This window comes from Olivibacter ginsenosidimutans, from assembly GCF_039542865.1.
Taxonomy (GTDB): domain Bacteria; phylum Bacteroidota; class Bacteroidia; order Sphingobacteriales; family Sphingobacteriaceae; genus Olivibacter; species Olivibacter ginsenosidimutans.
The window spans coordinates 255,358-269,835 of record NZ_BAABIQ010000044.1; the positions used below are offsets into that span (position 1 = coordinate 255,358).

9 protein-coding genes are annotated in these 14,478 nt (G+C 41.8%); 1 reads left to right on the forward strand and 8 read right to left on the reverse strand.

Annotated elements, in window-relative coordinates; all coding sequences use genetic code 11:
* Nucleotides 1-215 precede the first annotated feature (215 nt).
* Both ABD930_RS20600 and ABD930_RS20605 read right to left on the reverse strand, forming a co-directional pair.
* The gene (locus tag ABD930_RS20600; protein ID WP_345234940.1) at nt 216-1,376 is read right to left on the reverse strand and encodes a FecR domain-containing protein; all 1,161 of its coding nucleotides are present in this window, start codon (nt 1,374-1,376) and stop codon (nt 216-218) included.
* 98 nt (nt 1,377-1,474) lie between these two features.
* A complete protein-coding gene (locus tag ABD930_RS20605; RefSeq protein WP_345234942.1) occupies nt 1,475-2,065 on the reverse strand; it encodes an RNA polymerase sigma factor in 591 nt (196 codons plus the stop codon).
* Nucleotides 2,066-2,584: 519 nt separating this feature from the next.
* On the opposite strand from ABD930_RS20605, the gene ABD930_RS20610 reads away from it, so the two are divergent.
* Complete coding sequence (locus ABD930_RS20610) at nt 2,585-3,508, forward strand: alpha/beta hydrolase family protein (protein WP_425571149.1); 924 nt, start codon at nt 2,585-2,587, stop codon at nt 3,506-3,508.
* Between the two features lie 230 nt (nt 3,509-3,738).
* Here the strand turns inward: ABD930_RS20610 and ABD930_RS20615 are convergent, their stop codons facing one another.
* From ABD930_RS20615 to ABD930_RS20640, 6 genes are all read right to left on the reverse strand, one after another.
* Nucleotides 3,739-5,478 (reverse strand): glycoside hydrolase family 32 protein, encoded by a 1,740-nt coding sequence (locus ABD930_RS20615; protein ID WP_345234946.1) that lies wholly within the window; start codon nt 5,476-5,478, stop codon nt 3,739-3,741.
* A 67-nt stretch (nt 5,479-5,545) separates the two neighbouring features.
* Nucleotides 5,546-7,072, reverse strand: coding sequence for a glycoside hydrolase family 32 protein (locus ABD930_RS20620; protein ID WP_345234948.1), 1,527 nt, complete (start codon nt 7,070-7,072; stop codon nt 5,546-5,548).
* Between the two features lie 74 nt (nt 7,073-7,146).
* Nucleotides 7,147-8,862 carry a RagB/SusD family nutrient uptake outer membrane protein gene (locus ABD930_RS20625; RefSeq protein WP_345234950.1) on the reverse strand — a complete coding sequence of 572 codons (1,716 nt, stop codon included), beginning with the start codon at nt 8,860-8,862 and terminating at the stop codon, nt 7,147-7,149.
* Nucleotides 8,863-8,879: 17 nt separating this feature from the next.
* Nucleotides 8,880-11,966 carry a SusC/RagA family TonB-linked outer membrane protein gene (locus ABD930_RS20630; protein ID WP_345234953.1) on the reverse strand — a complete coding sequence of 1,029 codons (3,087 nt, stop codon included), beginning with the start codon at nt 11,964-11,966 and terminating at the stop codon, nt 8,880-8,882.
* A gap of 147 nt (nt 11,967-12,113) precedes the next feature.
* Entirely contained in the window at nt 12,114-13,022 is a 909-nt protein-coding gene (locus ABD930_RS20635) for a carbohydrate kinase family protein (RefSeq protein ID WP_345234955.1), read from the reverse strand.
* Nucleotides 13,023-13,087: 65 nt separating this feature from the next.
* Nucleotides 13,088-14,410, reverse strand: a complete 1,323-nt coding sequence (locus ABD930_RS20640; protein WP_345234957.1) for a sugar porter family MFS transporter — start codon at nt 14,408-14,410, stop codon at nt 13,088-13,090.
* Nucleotides 14,411-14,478 lie beyond the last annotated feature (68 nt).

Here is a 14,478-nt window from a genome sequence, read left to right on the forward strand (position 1 = left end):
TTTATAATTAATGAACTGTGGTTTACAATAGTTGGTTACGGAACCTGTATAACCGGAAGTGGAGCGAACACTTTCGGTTTTTTTGTAACCCTTAATTTAACCCGCATTACGCTGTAGGCTTTAAGCATCTGCCGATTTATCGATTTGCAAACCGTGCAAATGGCTTACAGCATACGGCTTATTTCCTATTGCTGAATTTAGGTCTATTTAGGAAGTCAAGGCATAACAACAATCCTCCTTTCCTTTTTAAAATAAGAATCATTTTCTAGCTTAAAATGCATATTTCCCAATTTTTCCAAGTAGCTTAACAACTCTTCAATAGGCTTCGTGCGCGAAAAGGTACCGCCGAATTTTTTGGTTGGAATAAGCCCTTGAAAAACCACTTCGGTATTGTACCAGCGCGAAACTTGATGCATAATCGATTGAATATCCAGATCATCAAAAACAAAATAATCACCTTTCCAAGCTAAAAAGACTTCAGGATCTACCCTAGCTTTTCCGAGCTGACGATTACTGATATCTGCTTTTGCCTGTTCTCCTGGTGTTAACACCAAACGGTGCTCCCCTAAGGATACTGCTACTGAACCCCCTGTCAATGTCGTCAATACTTGAGGTTCATCCGAATACGCCGAAATATTAAATGCAGTGCCCAACACCGATACGGTACTCCCATTTGCTTCCACCACAAAAGGTTGCCTCGCTTGGGACGCCACCTCAAAATAAGCTTCGCCCTTCAATCTCACGTTACGACTTTCTTTCCCAAAAACGGTTGGAAAGGTGAGTTCTGAGCAAGCATTCAGCCATACCTTGCTCCCGTCCGGCAACGTTAGCTGATAGGTTGTACCAGCTGGTATCCGTAGTGTATTCCATTGGTCAGCTAAGGGAATCTCCTTCGTCTGGTCTTGAACTGCATAAACCAGACTATTGCCTTTTTCTTTTTTTATAGTTGCAACACCCTGTTGGTTGAAGCTTCCCTCTTTCAGATCCGTAAGGTTAATCACCGTTCCGTTAGACATGCGTAATTGTGCGCCGCCTATTTGATCGGGCAAGGCGATCACATGGTCTGCCACCAGGGGTTTCTCTTCGTAATGCTTCCACAAGACAATTCCGGAGCCAATCAATAAAAAACTGGCCGCTATCGCCAACAGCTGATAATACCTCTTGATTCGCTTTATTTTCTTTACTGGAACTTTTTGTTCTTCGATTCTTTGCGCAATACGTGCTTTCATTAATTGAAGGTGCTGTTCATCACGCCAGGACCAGTCGGATTGTCCCTCCAAATGGTTTAGCCATGCTTCTACCAGCCTTTTTTCATCGGCTGTGCACTGTTCATTGGCATAACGTTCTAATAAGCTTTTAAGTTCCTCCTCGGTCATCGATCATATGATTTATAATGCGCGTTTATATCGGTGTTTCTTATAGGAGAAGCAAAAATGGAAATGGTGGTAGATGAAAATGATTTTTTAGTCAAAAATTATCCGCAGCATAGCCAGACAATCGTCAAGAGCAATAGGGCGCTATATTGATCGTTGTTTAATTGCTCACGCAGTACCTTGAGGGAATTATAAATCTGCTTCTTGACCGTTTCATGCGATATACCAAGCTTTTCGGCAATCTGCTTATGACTCAATTGCTCTTTGCGGCTCAGTAGAAATATCTCGCGCATTTTGTTTGGCAATTTTTCAATTTCTGCCTCAAAAAACTGCTCTAATCCTTTTGCGATGTACATTTCATCTGGCCCGCCTACCAGCTCGTCGAAAAAAGATTGCATAGCACTCAGGTAATTTCGACGCGCTATATTCCGTCGAATGAGCTTAACCGTATTATTGCGAACGATAGTGAACAAGTAGCTATGTAGATGTTCAACATTTTCTGCCGACTTCCGATATTTCCAAAAGGAGACGAAGGCATCCTGTACAGCATCTTCCGCATCTTCTTCATCACCCAAAATGCGTACAGCATATACGAAGAGCCGTTCCCAATAGGTGTCGTATAGCTCGGCAAAAGCCGAATCGTCACCCGAAATAAAACGCTGCAACAATACGCTATCTCTTTTTCTACTCATGAAGATTAGGTTATTTCAGCCTAACGGCAATGCATAATCTGGCTTAAAATATATTCGAATATATAAAAAAACTTTAATAACATACTAGTTGGTTAAAATTACCGTTTCTGTTTTGGTTCTACCATCATTACGTTACATTTGTTCTCATAAGCGTCCCCAGTCTAAATTTATACCATCCTTCTTCACCTTAGATTCCTAGCTTCCACGCACAAACTCCGTCCTCCATATAGAGTCCTTCTAGGATTTATCCGGGTTAAGTCCAGGTTTCATCATAAAAAACCTGGACTTAACCCGGATGGAACCCGGACTCACCCTGGACTCACCTCAAAGAAGATGCAACTTTTGTACCAGGTAATCCCACAACTTGTACGAGAGAAACGCGAAGCCGGTAAGAAGTTAATCTGTAACGTTCCGACAATCTAAGCAGGCTATAGGCATGATGCAATATAACCATTGTCGGTAATTGTGACAAATCTTTTTACAGAGTTCCAATGCTTTTTTAAAAAACGAATTTTTGTTGTGCATCCGAATAATGACAACAACGATTTCTCTCTATTTCGTATCTTTACCTTACAAAATAGAAGTACTATGGCAAAAGTGAAGAATCTGATCATTAAGGGTAGCGACGACAAACCAATAGCTTTGGACATCTTTTTTAATGAGACCCATGAACAACAGCCAGTAATTATCTATGCCCACGGTTTTAATGGTTTTAAAGACTGGGGGAATTTTGATTTGATTGCCGAACAGTTTTTGGCATCTGGTTTTACCTTTGTTAAATTTAATTTTTCGCATAATGGTACGACTCCTGATACACCGGAAGACTTTACAGATCTTGAGGGTTTTGGTGAGAATAATTATACCAAACAGCTGTACGATCTGGGCTTAGTAATCGACTGGGTTCAACACCCTGCGAATAGTTTACGATATGGCATCGACAAAGAGCGCATCGGACTCGTTGGCCACAGCATGGGCGGAGGCATCTGTATCTTGAAAACGGCCGAAGATAGCCGCATAAAGGCATTGGTAACCTGGGCTGCCATCGGTGCATGCAAAACACCTTGGGGCGGTTGGTCAAAAGAAAAAATGATGGAATGGAAACAATCAGGCGTAGCTTACTATACCAATAGCCGGACAAGACAGGAAATGCCTCTTCATTATCAGCTTTATGAAGATTATCTTCTGCATGATAAACAGTTGGATATTCCAAAGGCAGCAGCTACCCTTCCAATTCCTTGGTTACTTTGTCATGGAACGGAAGATACAACAGTGCCTGTAAAAGTTGCTTATCAATTCGCAGCGGCCAATCCGAAAGCTACACTGCTTACGGTGTCTTCCGATCATGTTTTTGGCCGTAAACATCCTTGGAACCCACTTGAACAGCCCATACCCATGCAAGAGGTCATCAATAAGAATATTCTTTTCTTTAAACAGCATTTATAAAACTTTTAAGCGCAAATTACTGAGCATTAAGATTACTTAGATTCCCAATACCTAAGATCCATCGGTGCCAGTGACATTGTAAACAAACCATGGAACCATATAGTGACTGCCTGGTTTTATACCCCTCATAAATTAGCAACTAAATTTGATTGTTATTTCAACCATTTTGGTGTTTTTGTTTGAAATAACAATCATTTTATAAACAAGCCAGCAAGTTATAAACGATATAGTTATGGCCAAATACTTTTTAAGGTATATACATTCAACTGATCGCATTGGGCATCTCCGCCAGTAGCTTTTAGGGTCAGCCCCTTATTTTCAGCAGGTATATTCTTGTTAATAGGCATAAACAATAAACCTTGATCTGCAAAGATTTCCAAGCCCGTCCGATCAACATAAAGGATTAAATCCAATTTACCCTTATCCGACAGTTCCGCACGGGCACTCACACCGTCTACACTCAATTCCTGTTCTGCCACATTGTAAAAGATATCCACTCCCCTAACGGTAATGTGTATGGAAGACGCATTACTGGGTGTTAAAGTCGTGCGGATTTCCAAGGCTTCGGCATCAGCGCCTTTAGCTGTAAAAAGTTGTCCGTTTTTAAGATTTACGGCAGAAACGTTTTGGTGATTTTCGCGCAAATTGTTCAACTCCTTAATAGGTGTGCGACTCAGCCGCGGCCCCTTTGGCGTTTGAACTAGCTTGAGCTCCAGGGGTATACTCATCGATTGATTAAATTTGCTACCATTGCCGTCGGTATGGGTTCGCCACCAGCCAATTTCAATGCGCCTGCCATTTGGTTCGTTATTGTACGTTTGTGAAGCATAAAAATCACGTCCTCGCTGGCCATTTAACCGCTCTATTTCGGGCACAAACGTTTGGCCATCAAATGAACCAATAGCGTACTGGCTGTTTGCTCCCGTTAGTATCCATTTTTTTTCTTGCGTACCCTCTACCGGAAGTTCAAAGAATTCAGGGCATTCAAATAAATAGCGATCATTACCTATTCCTCCTTTAAGCACACTTGCCTCTTTCCAATCTTTCAGGTTCGTCGATGTTAAGAAATGCATGCTATGTTGATCGTTTGCTTCCGGCACCCAAACAACCATAACCCAATGCTTTCCTGGTGCATACCATATCACCTTTGGATCACGATTATCACGCTTTATGTTGGGTACTACAGGTCTATCGAATTTAGTAAATTTCCGACCATCCGTACTGTAAGCCATGCCTTGTGTCCACGATTGCTCTCCTGCAGTATAAAAAACGACCATGGGTGGATTTGATGTAGTGCCTAGACCACTGGTATTATCCACATCCACCACACCACTTCCACTGAACATAGTACCATAGCTATCGGGATACAGTGCCTCCCCCACTTCAGTCCAATGGATGAGATCTTTACTCACCGCATGTCCCCAATGCATGTTACCCCATTGCACACCATAAGGATTGTGTTGAAAAAACAGGTGATACTCACCTTTGTAATAAACCAATCCGTTTGGATCATTATTCCAACCTCTTTTGGGAGAGAAATGAAATAGTCCTCGATTCGGTTCATGGTATGATTGCTGTGCATCCAGCTCTCGATCTTCCTGCTTAATGGCATCGAGATCAGCAGATACGGCTTTTTCATCGTTAGATGTGATTTCCAGTTGTTGTCCTTTCCATGTACTAATATCTAAGTAAGCATACCAGTCGGGTTGCCCCTTAGCTAACTCGATATCAAATGCCCGCACGGGCTTTCCCTGTACCCTAATTTCTATTTTTTGCTTAGGTGCGCCGTTTTTAACCGGTAACAGCAACCATTTCTTCTCTGCGGTAATGGTTTTAACGGGAGCATCGTTACGATCGTTTATAACTATTTTCTGGCCAGCCAAAATGACGGGCTTCGCAGGTAAAGCTAGTGTTGATGCCATCGGAAGGGTTGCCATGATGGCCAATTTAATCCACTTATTCTTCTTCATATATTGCTAATAAATTTATTGTATCACGTTCTTATTTACCTCTAAACAAGAGGAGTTAATAATGCTATCAATTTGACTTAAACGGACTAAGGTTAACCCGTTTAAATTCGATCTTTTCGGGAGATTTGAGCCGAAGTTTATCAAACACGCGGTTCGGGAAAAAAATATCGGTCAAAACGGTCAACCCCTTATCCGCAAACAGCTCAACGGAATTGACGTCCACCACCAACGTTAGTTCTATGCTGGTATCTTTCGCTACTCTCGGAGCAACAATTCGTTTGGCAAATCCCGACTCGAAATCTGTCTTTCCTGATTGTGAACGATCTACGTAAAATTGATTCTGTTGTTTATCATAGCCAACCAGCACTTGCTCTCCCAAATCATTTGCCAGTTGGACGGTGAAATCATCTAGATTAGCTGTAGTCAAATCGAGCGAGTAAGTCATTGATGTATTTTTAAGAAGATCAGAAAAGTCTTTTTCTGATGCAACCGTCACATTGGTCATTTCTTCCATTTTGGTTTTTAAATCATTCAGCTCTTTAACGGGTGCTGAGCTTAAAAAAACTTCATCGCCAACTCTTTTGAGAGTTAATTCACGAGGTATCGTATTTGCACTGCGCCAAGCCGTTGTTGGTACGACATTGGCATATTGCCAGTTGCTCATCCAACCGAGAAAAATAATACGGTTCCCTGTATTAGACCAAGTCACTCCAGCATAATCGTCAGCGCCATAATCAATCCATCGCGTTTCTTTCTTATCGGGTTTAAAGGTCTTTCCATCAAAATTACCCACAAAATATTGTGTAGCCGATCCGCCATTGGGTCCTCCCGGATTAATGCTCACGAGTAAAACCCATTTACGCTCTCCATCCACTATCAGCGGAAAGAGGTCTGGGCATTCCCAGACTCCCCCATGAGCACCAATCCCCTCACCAAATTCACTCAACTTGCTCCATTGCTTCAAATTTGGCGAACTATAGAAGGTTATAGTTTGTTTAGTAGCCAATGTCATGATCCACCGTTTAGTTTCTTCGTGCCACCTTACCTTGGGGTCGCGAAAGTCCCATATCCCCGGATTAGGGAGTACTGGATTGCCTGCATATTTGGTCCACGTCTTGCCCTCATCTGTGCTATATGCCAAGCTCTGGTATTGATGTTTTCCTGTCTTTTTTTGTTCTATTTCCGCATTATGATGGGTAAAAATCGCTACCAGGGCATTAGCACCAAAGCCTGCTGTATTATCTTTGTCTACTACCGCACTCCCAGAAAAAATAGTCCCTAAACTATCTGGATACAAGGCAATGGGTTGCTCTTCCCAGTGGATAAGGTCTTTCGTGGTGGCATGCCCCCAATGCATCGGGCCCCATACGGCACTATCAGGGTTGTGTTGAAAGAAAAGGTGATAAGTACCATTAAGATAAACCATTCCATTAGGATCGTTCATCCAGCCTTTTTTCGGACTGAAATGAAAAAGGGGGCGATATTGTTCCTTTTTTAAAGTTTCATGAGGTTCCTTTTTCGCTTTTGTTACCTGTTGGCATGCGCTTCCCCAGATGACGGTACATAAGAGAAGCGGTATTAATTTATGGTTCATATCCATTCGATTTAATCGTTAATAAACGGTAAGGCATTCTGCCCAAACAAGCTACATCGTTTTCCATAGACACCTTACCAACCTGTATTTTGCTTATAAAGTCCCTTGCTAAAATTTATTTGATTTAAGGGGATGGGCAAATATTCGTCACGGTTCTTTTTAAAAGAGGCATCTTGCAAATGGCTTACTCTCGATTTTTCTTTACTAAAGTAATTGTTTAAATATTCCGCTGCAATGCCCCAACGCACTAAATCAAAAAAACGATATCCTTCCATTGCAAATTCAAGGCGTCGTTCATAGCGAAGCGCCTGACGAGCGTAATCATTTGTCCAATGACAATTTATCCCCGGTTGATACATGCCGATTTTATACGCTGATGTATAAGAACCATCGGCACGCTTTAGAAGCGCTGTACTTTCTGCAGCCCGTTTCCTTACTTGATTAATCAAAGGCAATGCCTCAGTTTCTCGATTCAGCTCAATTAGTGCTTCTGCTTTCATCAACAAAACATCGGCAAATCGAATGATTGCCCAGTTCTTTGAACTACCAATAAAAGGTGGAATTTTCTTAAACGATGGATCATCATAGGCCACTGTTTCTTTCATACTTAATAGCGGCCCATAAATCTGTGGCGCACGTGACCAAGTGCTTTTATAGATAAAATCAGGCTTATATTTGTACGGATGATCTGGTATCGCTGCCGTGTGGTCTAGGCGAGGGTCAAACGTATGGCTCTTATAATCGCCTGTAGTTGCCACATCGTTGTCGTTAAAAGTATCAAATTTAGGTAAACCATCATCGTCGGTTTGGAAGGCATTGATTAAATTATGGCTGGGCACATGGAAGCCACAGCAACCATATTCCTGGTTCATGGGATAATTCAATGAATGCCCGTTATCCACCCGACCGGCGGGTGTACCATCATCTAATGAATACTGAATAGCAAAAACTGATTCCGACCCATTTTCATAGGCTGTTAAAAAGTTTTCAGCAAAGTCGGGCATCAAGCTGTATGGGCCGCTGATGACTTCATCGCATAAGCTATTTACCTCTTCCAGTTTTGGCTTGTCGATAGCAATGACTTTATTTTGTTCATCTTGTGTATACGCCTGATAAAGTAAGGTTTTCGCCAAATAAGCTTTTGCCGCATAGGCTGTTGGCCGACCTACTTCTGCTTGCTTGTCCGGAAGATTATCTGCCGCAAAACGAAAATCGTCCGCTATTTTAGTCCACAGTTGATCACTGGTGTACGTACGGTTCGATACCGTATCGTAATCATCCCTCGGAATGGTTTCATCAATATAAGGTATATGTTTATATAAAATCTTAAGCAGGAAATAAAAATGCCCACGTAAAAAACGAGCCTCGGTCTGCCGCGTTACTTTATTTGGAAAATCGGTATCTGACAACGCATTAATACGGCCTAAAGCATCATTAACCCGACCAGCTCCCATATATAGGCGAAACCAAGTCACGTCCGAAGCACCTAAATCCACGCGGTTCAATGCAAAAGTTTCGTAAGCATGAAAGTCAGCCACATCACCCGGGCCATCTCCGCCTTTATAAGCATCGCCACTACGAATACTACCATAGGCCCACATGCTGCTATAAGGAGCAGCCCAATAATCATTTCCTAGAGCGGAGTATGCTGCAATGAGCATTTTTTCGGCGTTTTCTGGGGTATTCAGGTCATCACCTGAAATGACACCTTGAGGATCTTGGTCTAAGATTTTTTTGCAGGAAGCAAAAAATAAACTTACCAGAATCGCTATTACTATTTTCATCTTCATGTTATTTCATCTTTTAATTAAAAGGATAGATTAATCCCTACCGTGGTCATTAAAGGAATGGGAAAAGCATTACCTGGATTTTCTGGATCAGGTGCGTTGTATGTCTTGCTTTTTAGCAACAATAAATTACTAGCCTGTAAAAAAATCCGTGCTTGTTGTACATGCAATGTCTGCAAGGCATCTTTTAGATTATAACCCAATTGAATATTCCGCAGTTTCAGATAAGAGCCGCTTTCTACATAATAGGTAGAGCTACGTCCTTCATTATTTCGATCCACCGTTGTTAAAGCCGGAATCGTTGAGTTAGGATGCTGGGGGGTCCAGGCATCCAAGGTACGACTACCCCAATTGGCCCCTGGTGCTAAAGAGGAAAAATCGGTTAAATTCTTATAGGTATTATACACACTATTTCCTTGTATGCCTTGCAAGAAGAAACTAAAATCAAAGCGCTTATATGTTATAGCGGTGTTAATACCATAAATAAAGTCAGGATCTGAGTTACCAATGTAATCACGATCGCGATCGTCGATAATATGATCATTATTTAAGTCTTTATACCGAATGCGTCCTAGACCTTTACCCGGTTGTTCAGGCGAATTTTCTACTTCCTCCTGAGAAGTAAATAAACCATCGGCTACATAGCCAAACATGGAGCTTACCGATCGTCCTAAAATTGTCTTATCGGTTCCATTGCCAGGATAGGACGTCAAGACCTCTTCTGGAAGTTTTGTAATTTTACTCCGATAGGCAGAGATGTTCGCACTGATATCGATGGTAAGGTCTCTTCCGATGGAGGTATTGTAATTCAATACAAGCTCTAATCCTTTATTATCAACTGAAGCACCATTGACAAATTTTGCACCTCCGTCACCAAGTACGGCTAAATAGGCTGGACTGATTAGGATATCTTTGGTTTTTTTAATAAAATAATCTACCGATCCGCTGAACTTATTGTCAAACAAGCCAAAGTCGAGCCCTATATTATGCTGCATGGCTTCTTCCCACTTAAGTTGATCATTAGCTCGTTGGATAAAGACAAATCCTGAGGGCAATTGCCCGCTTCCTTTTCCGCTTATGTCATATGCCGTACCCCCATCAAACGCCCCGCTTAAATTAGTACCATAAATGGCCGAATACAATGCAAGTGATGCATTATCATTAGTCTGTTGGTTACCTGTGATCCCCCATCCATAACGCAGCTTTAAATCGGAAATGACGGGCAATTTTTCTTTAATAAAATTTTCTTCACTCAGACGCCATCCCAATGATGCGGCAGGAAATGTTCCAAAACGCCTATCCTTACCAAAGCGCGAGGAGCCATCCCGACGAATGGTTAAAGACGCTAAATAACGATCATTAAAACTATAATTCGCCTTTCCGAAGTACGACAATAACGCACTATTAGCACCCCCGCCAGCATTATCCTTAAGGGTTGATCCCGCACTCAAATAGGCGTAATTGATATTTTCCAAAGCCAAACCTTGTCTACTCCCTGAAAAATTTTGATTAATTAATTTGATTTGTTCATGACCAGCTAATAGTTCCAGTTTATGCTTTTCATTCCATTCCACGTTGTAGATCAAGGTATTTTGCCAAGTTAAGCTACCGGCATAGTCCGTGCTTGTATTTACTTGATTGGTAGCATCGGCTAAAAAGCCCGAAACATAAGATTTGCGCAAAGTACGCGCATAATTGCCGGCATAATCAATCCCAAAATTGGTTTTAAAATGCAAATTGGGCAAAATAGCCAAATCGGCATAAGCATTTCCAAAAATGCGTCCAAAATGATTTTTATTTTGGCGGTTATCTTCAATCAAACGCACGGGATTTTGACGGTCTGCCATACCAGGAGCCGGTCCACCCCAACCACCATCTATGGTATGAATGGGCACGATTGGCAGGTCAATTAGCGATAAAATGGTGATGTCTGTGGTAGGTAAGAGCACATCTTTCATATAGGTCGCTGAAAAATTTTCACCTACTTTAAGTCGGTCTTTAAATAGATTGAAATCGGAATTGAATCTTGCAGTTACCTTTTGATCGCGTGAGGCTTTAAGGATACCTTGATTATCAAAATAACTTAAGGAAAATAACGTATTGCTTTTTTCATTACCATTCGAAATATCCAATCCATAAGATTGCAATAGCGATGTACGTGAAATTTCATCGAACCAACGTGTATCGGCCGGTCTCATGGTCTTTGCCTCATCCAAATACTCGGGTAAGATAATCTGATTTAAAATAGGATTGGTGAAATCCCCATTCCAATCGTATTGATAGGTCGAATTCAGGTTTGGATTCAGGTGATCATTAATTGCTGCTTGCCAATAAGCCCTTCCACGCTCGTCGGTATTCAGGACATCAAGTTTGCTAGTGTAAAATTGCAAGGAAGAAGAAGCATTGACGCCAATGTGACTAACACCGGCCTTTGCTCGTTTAGTGGTTACAATGATTACCCCATTTCCTGCGCGGCTACCGTAGATGGATGCTGCAGACGCATCTTTCAGTACTTGTATGGAAGCAATGTCATTCTGGTTAAGCTCTTGTAATCCCCTTGTTGTTGGGACACCATCAATAACATACAGCGGATCGGTATTTCCTAAGGTACCGATCCCCCTAATACGCACCGAAGCATTACCTGCCGGGGATCCGTCGGTATTGACAAACACGCCTGGTACACGCCCTTGTAGGGCTTTCATCGGGTTTCCCGCCGGTATATCTTGTATGTCTTTTACTGCCACCACCGCTACTGCTCCAGTAAGGTCTTTTTTTCGTTCTGCTTGATAACCCGTCACGACAACCTCTTCCAGATCGAAATTAAGGTTCATCTGTACATCAATTGGTGTTGTGCCCGCTACAGTACGCGTTTCATTCAAAGCCCCTACCATGGAGAAAATCAATTTTTGTCCCGGATTTGCCGCAATGTTATAGGTGCCATCGGCATTTGTTATGGCTTTAATTGCTGTCCCCATAACGGAGATATTAACGCCATCCAAAGGTTTTCCGGAAAGATCTGTCACCTTACCGGTAATCCTGTTTGTTTGTCCGATGGCTATTCCTAGATTAGCCATCAGCAGGAGATAAATGGTTAGTATTTTATTCATTTTCTTGAATATTGGTTTGATAAAAAATTAGCAATAGCCTTCCCTAGGCACCCTTTCGCGTGCCAAAAAAATAGATGATATAATGAGGAAAGCTAAGCTGTTTGGTTAGTTTAAATGCTTATTGTTATGATCAGGCCTATATTTACTTTATTTCCATTTTGCTTGCTCCAATTGTTTTTCCCAAATAAACCGGTTTAAATCTGTTTCTTTATAGACGGGGTTGGCTCCTGCCTGAGCAGTTACATAGGCACCTAGTGCTGCCGCATAATTCAGCATATCATCAATCGACTTACCCAATAATTTTTGTGCTAAAAAGGCGGCTAGAAAAGAGTCTCCACTACCCACGGTATCTTTAACCGTTACCGGATAGGCTTTGTAATCGTACCGACTTTCTTCGGTATAATAAGATGCTCCATTAGCTCCCTTGGTCAGGATAATTTCAGATAGACGGTACTTATCTTGTAGGCGGGAAATGGCTTCGTATTCGTTTCCTCCATTTTCCCCCATCCACTGGGTAATTTCTTCCAGCTCATGGTTATTTAGTTTTACAGCATCTGCTTTATTCAATAGATACTCAATAGTAGATGGAGTATAATGCGGTGCGCGAAAATTGACATCAAATAAGCGGAAGGATGCTTGTTCGATTAACTGATAAAGTGTATTTCTGGTGATCTCATTCCGGGCTACCAAACTGCCAAACACCAGTACATCGGCTTCAACAACTAGATTTTCCAAGCGTTCATTATAAGCAATAAAGTCCCACGCAACAGGTTGTATAATGGTATACTGCATTTCATGGTTTTCTCCCATCCGGGCAATGACCTCACTGGTTTTATAGTAATCATCTCGCTGGATATAATCCGTAGCAAGTCCCATTTTGGTTAAAAATTGTATCAATTCTTCTCCTGCGGCATCCTTACCTACCCTACTGATCATTTGTCCTGCAATGCCTAACTTATTGAGATGGTAGGCAACATTCATCGGTGCGCCACCAGGTTTCTTTCCATCGGGAAGCATATCCCATAATACTTCTCCGAAACAGACTACTTTTTTCATAACACGTTCGTTATTCGTTATCGGTTATTTGTTATTCGTTGTGAGTTGCGAGTTGTCATATCTTATTACTTTTCAATTTCCATTTGTTCTAATGTTTTACCCTTCGTTTCGGGCATCATTTTCCATACAAACCAAAGCTGTAATATCATAAAACCTACAAAGATTAAAAAAGTGTTTGCACCACCCAAAAATTCCGTTAATGTCGGAAAACTAAAGGTGATGATCGCTGCCATTACCCAATGGGTAAGGCTACCTAGCGTTTGTCCTTTGGCCCGCACTTCGTTAGGGAAAATTTCGGAAATAAACACCCAAATTACCGCTCCTTGCGAAAAAGCAAAGAAAGCGATATAAAGCATTAAATAAAAGGTTATCGCCAATCCTTCCGTATGTCCCGAGTGAAACGCAAAGGAAACTAAACTCAGCGATACAATTAAGCCTACAGACCCGATGAGCATCAATGTTCTCCGGCCTACTCTGTCGATAAAGTTTAACGCAAGCAAGGTAAACGTAAAATTAACCAGTCCGATGCCCACCGTTGATAGTAAAGAGCTTTGCGTGCCCAATCCAGCAAGCTCAAATACCCGAGGAGCATAATAAATAATCGCATTAATGCCAGACACTTGATTAAATACAGCAAATAAAATCGCTAATAATACAGGAGTACGATAGCCTTTCGAAAACAGCTGCGCTTGATGCTGATTCGATTCAACTTTTTGATGTGCCGCTATAATTAAGGCCAATTCCTGTTGGTAATTTGCCGTATTGATCCTTTTCAATATTCGCGCTGCTGCCGTACTATCTTGCCGATGCAATAAAAGCCAGCGCGGACTTTCCGGCACAAAGAAGATAAAAATAAAAAACAGTAAGGCTGGAGCCGCCTGAACCCCAAGCATCCATCGCCACGCGTGTTCGCCGCTTTGTCCAATAAGGTAGTTGGATAGATAAGCAATTAAAATGCCAAGTACAACATTAAATTGGAACAAACCCACTAGTTTTCCCCTGGATTTCGCTGGAGAAATCTCCGATATATAAATGGGCGCTGTGACTGACGACACACCTACGCCAATTCCCCCTAAAAACCGAAAAAGCAGAAATATTGGCCATTCCTGCGCAAGCGCAGTACCTAGCGCAGAAAAAAAATAGAGGGCTGCTACAATGAAGAGCGTATTTTTCCGTCCTATTTTATCAGAAGGCCATGCACCTAAGGCCGCTCCTAATACCGTACCTATTAACGCGATAGCCATCGTAAGACCGTGCTCAAAACCAGTAAGTTTCCAATAGGCCTGAATAGCTTTTTCTGCACCGGAAATAACAGCAGTGTCAAAGCCAAATAAAAATCCTCCCAAGGCCACCACAAAGGACCACGCAAATACAATGTTTTTACTCATGTTTTGATATACGGTTTATGGCAGCTAAAATAACCGGTTTAATAGGTATTCCACTGTAACATTGTTCC

What these genes read in the sequence shown, in the direction of transcription:
- ABD930_RS20625 (WP_345234950.1), bottom strand. Translation starts at nt 8,862, where the DNA reads ATGAAGATGAAAATAGTAATAGCGATTCTGGTAAGTTTATTTTTTGCT.
- ABD930_RS20615 (WP_345234946.1), bottom strand. Translation starts at nt 5,478, where the DNA reads ATGAAGAAGAATAAGTGGATTAAATTGGCCATCATGGCAACCCTTCCG.
- ABD930_RS20605 (WP_345234942.1), bottom strand. Translation starts at nt 2,065, where the DNA reads ATGAGTAGAAAAAGAGATAGCGTATTGTTGCAGCGTTTTATTTCGGGT.
- ABD930_RS20640 (WP_345234957.1), bottom strand. Translation starts at nt 14,410, where the DNA reads ATGAGTAAAAACATTGTATTTGCGTGGTCCTTTGTGGTGGCCTTGGGA.
- ABD930_RS20600 (WP_345234940.1), bottom strand. Translation starts at nt 1,376, where the DNA reads ATGACCGAGGAGGAACTTAAAAGCTTATTAGAACGTTATGCCAATGAA.
- ABD930_RS20630 (WP_345234953.1), bottom strand. Translation starts at nt 11,966, where the DNA reads ATGAATAAAATACTAACCATTTATCTCCTGCTGATGGCTAATCTAGGA.
- ABD930_RS20635 (WP_345234955.1), bottom strand. Translation starts at nt 13,022, where the DNA reads ATGAAAAAAGTAGTCTGTTTCGGAGAAGTATTATGGGATATGCTTCCC.
- ABD930_RS20620 (WP_345234948.1), bottom strand. Translation starts at nt 7,072, where the DNA reads ATGAACCATAAATTAATACCGCTTCTCTTATGTACCGTCATCTGGGGA.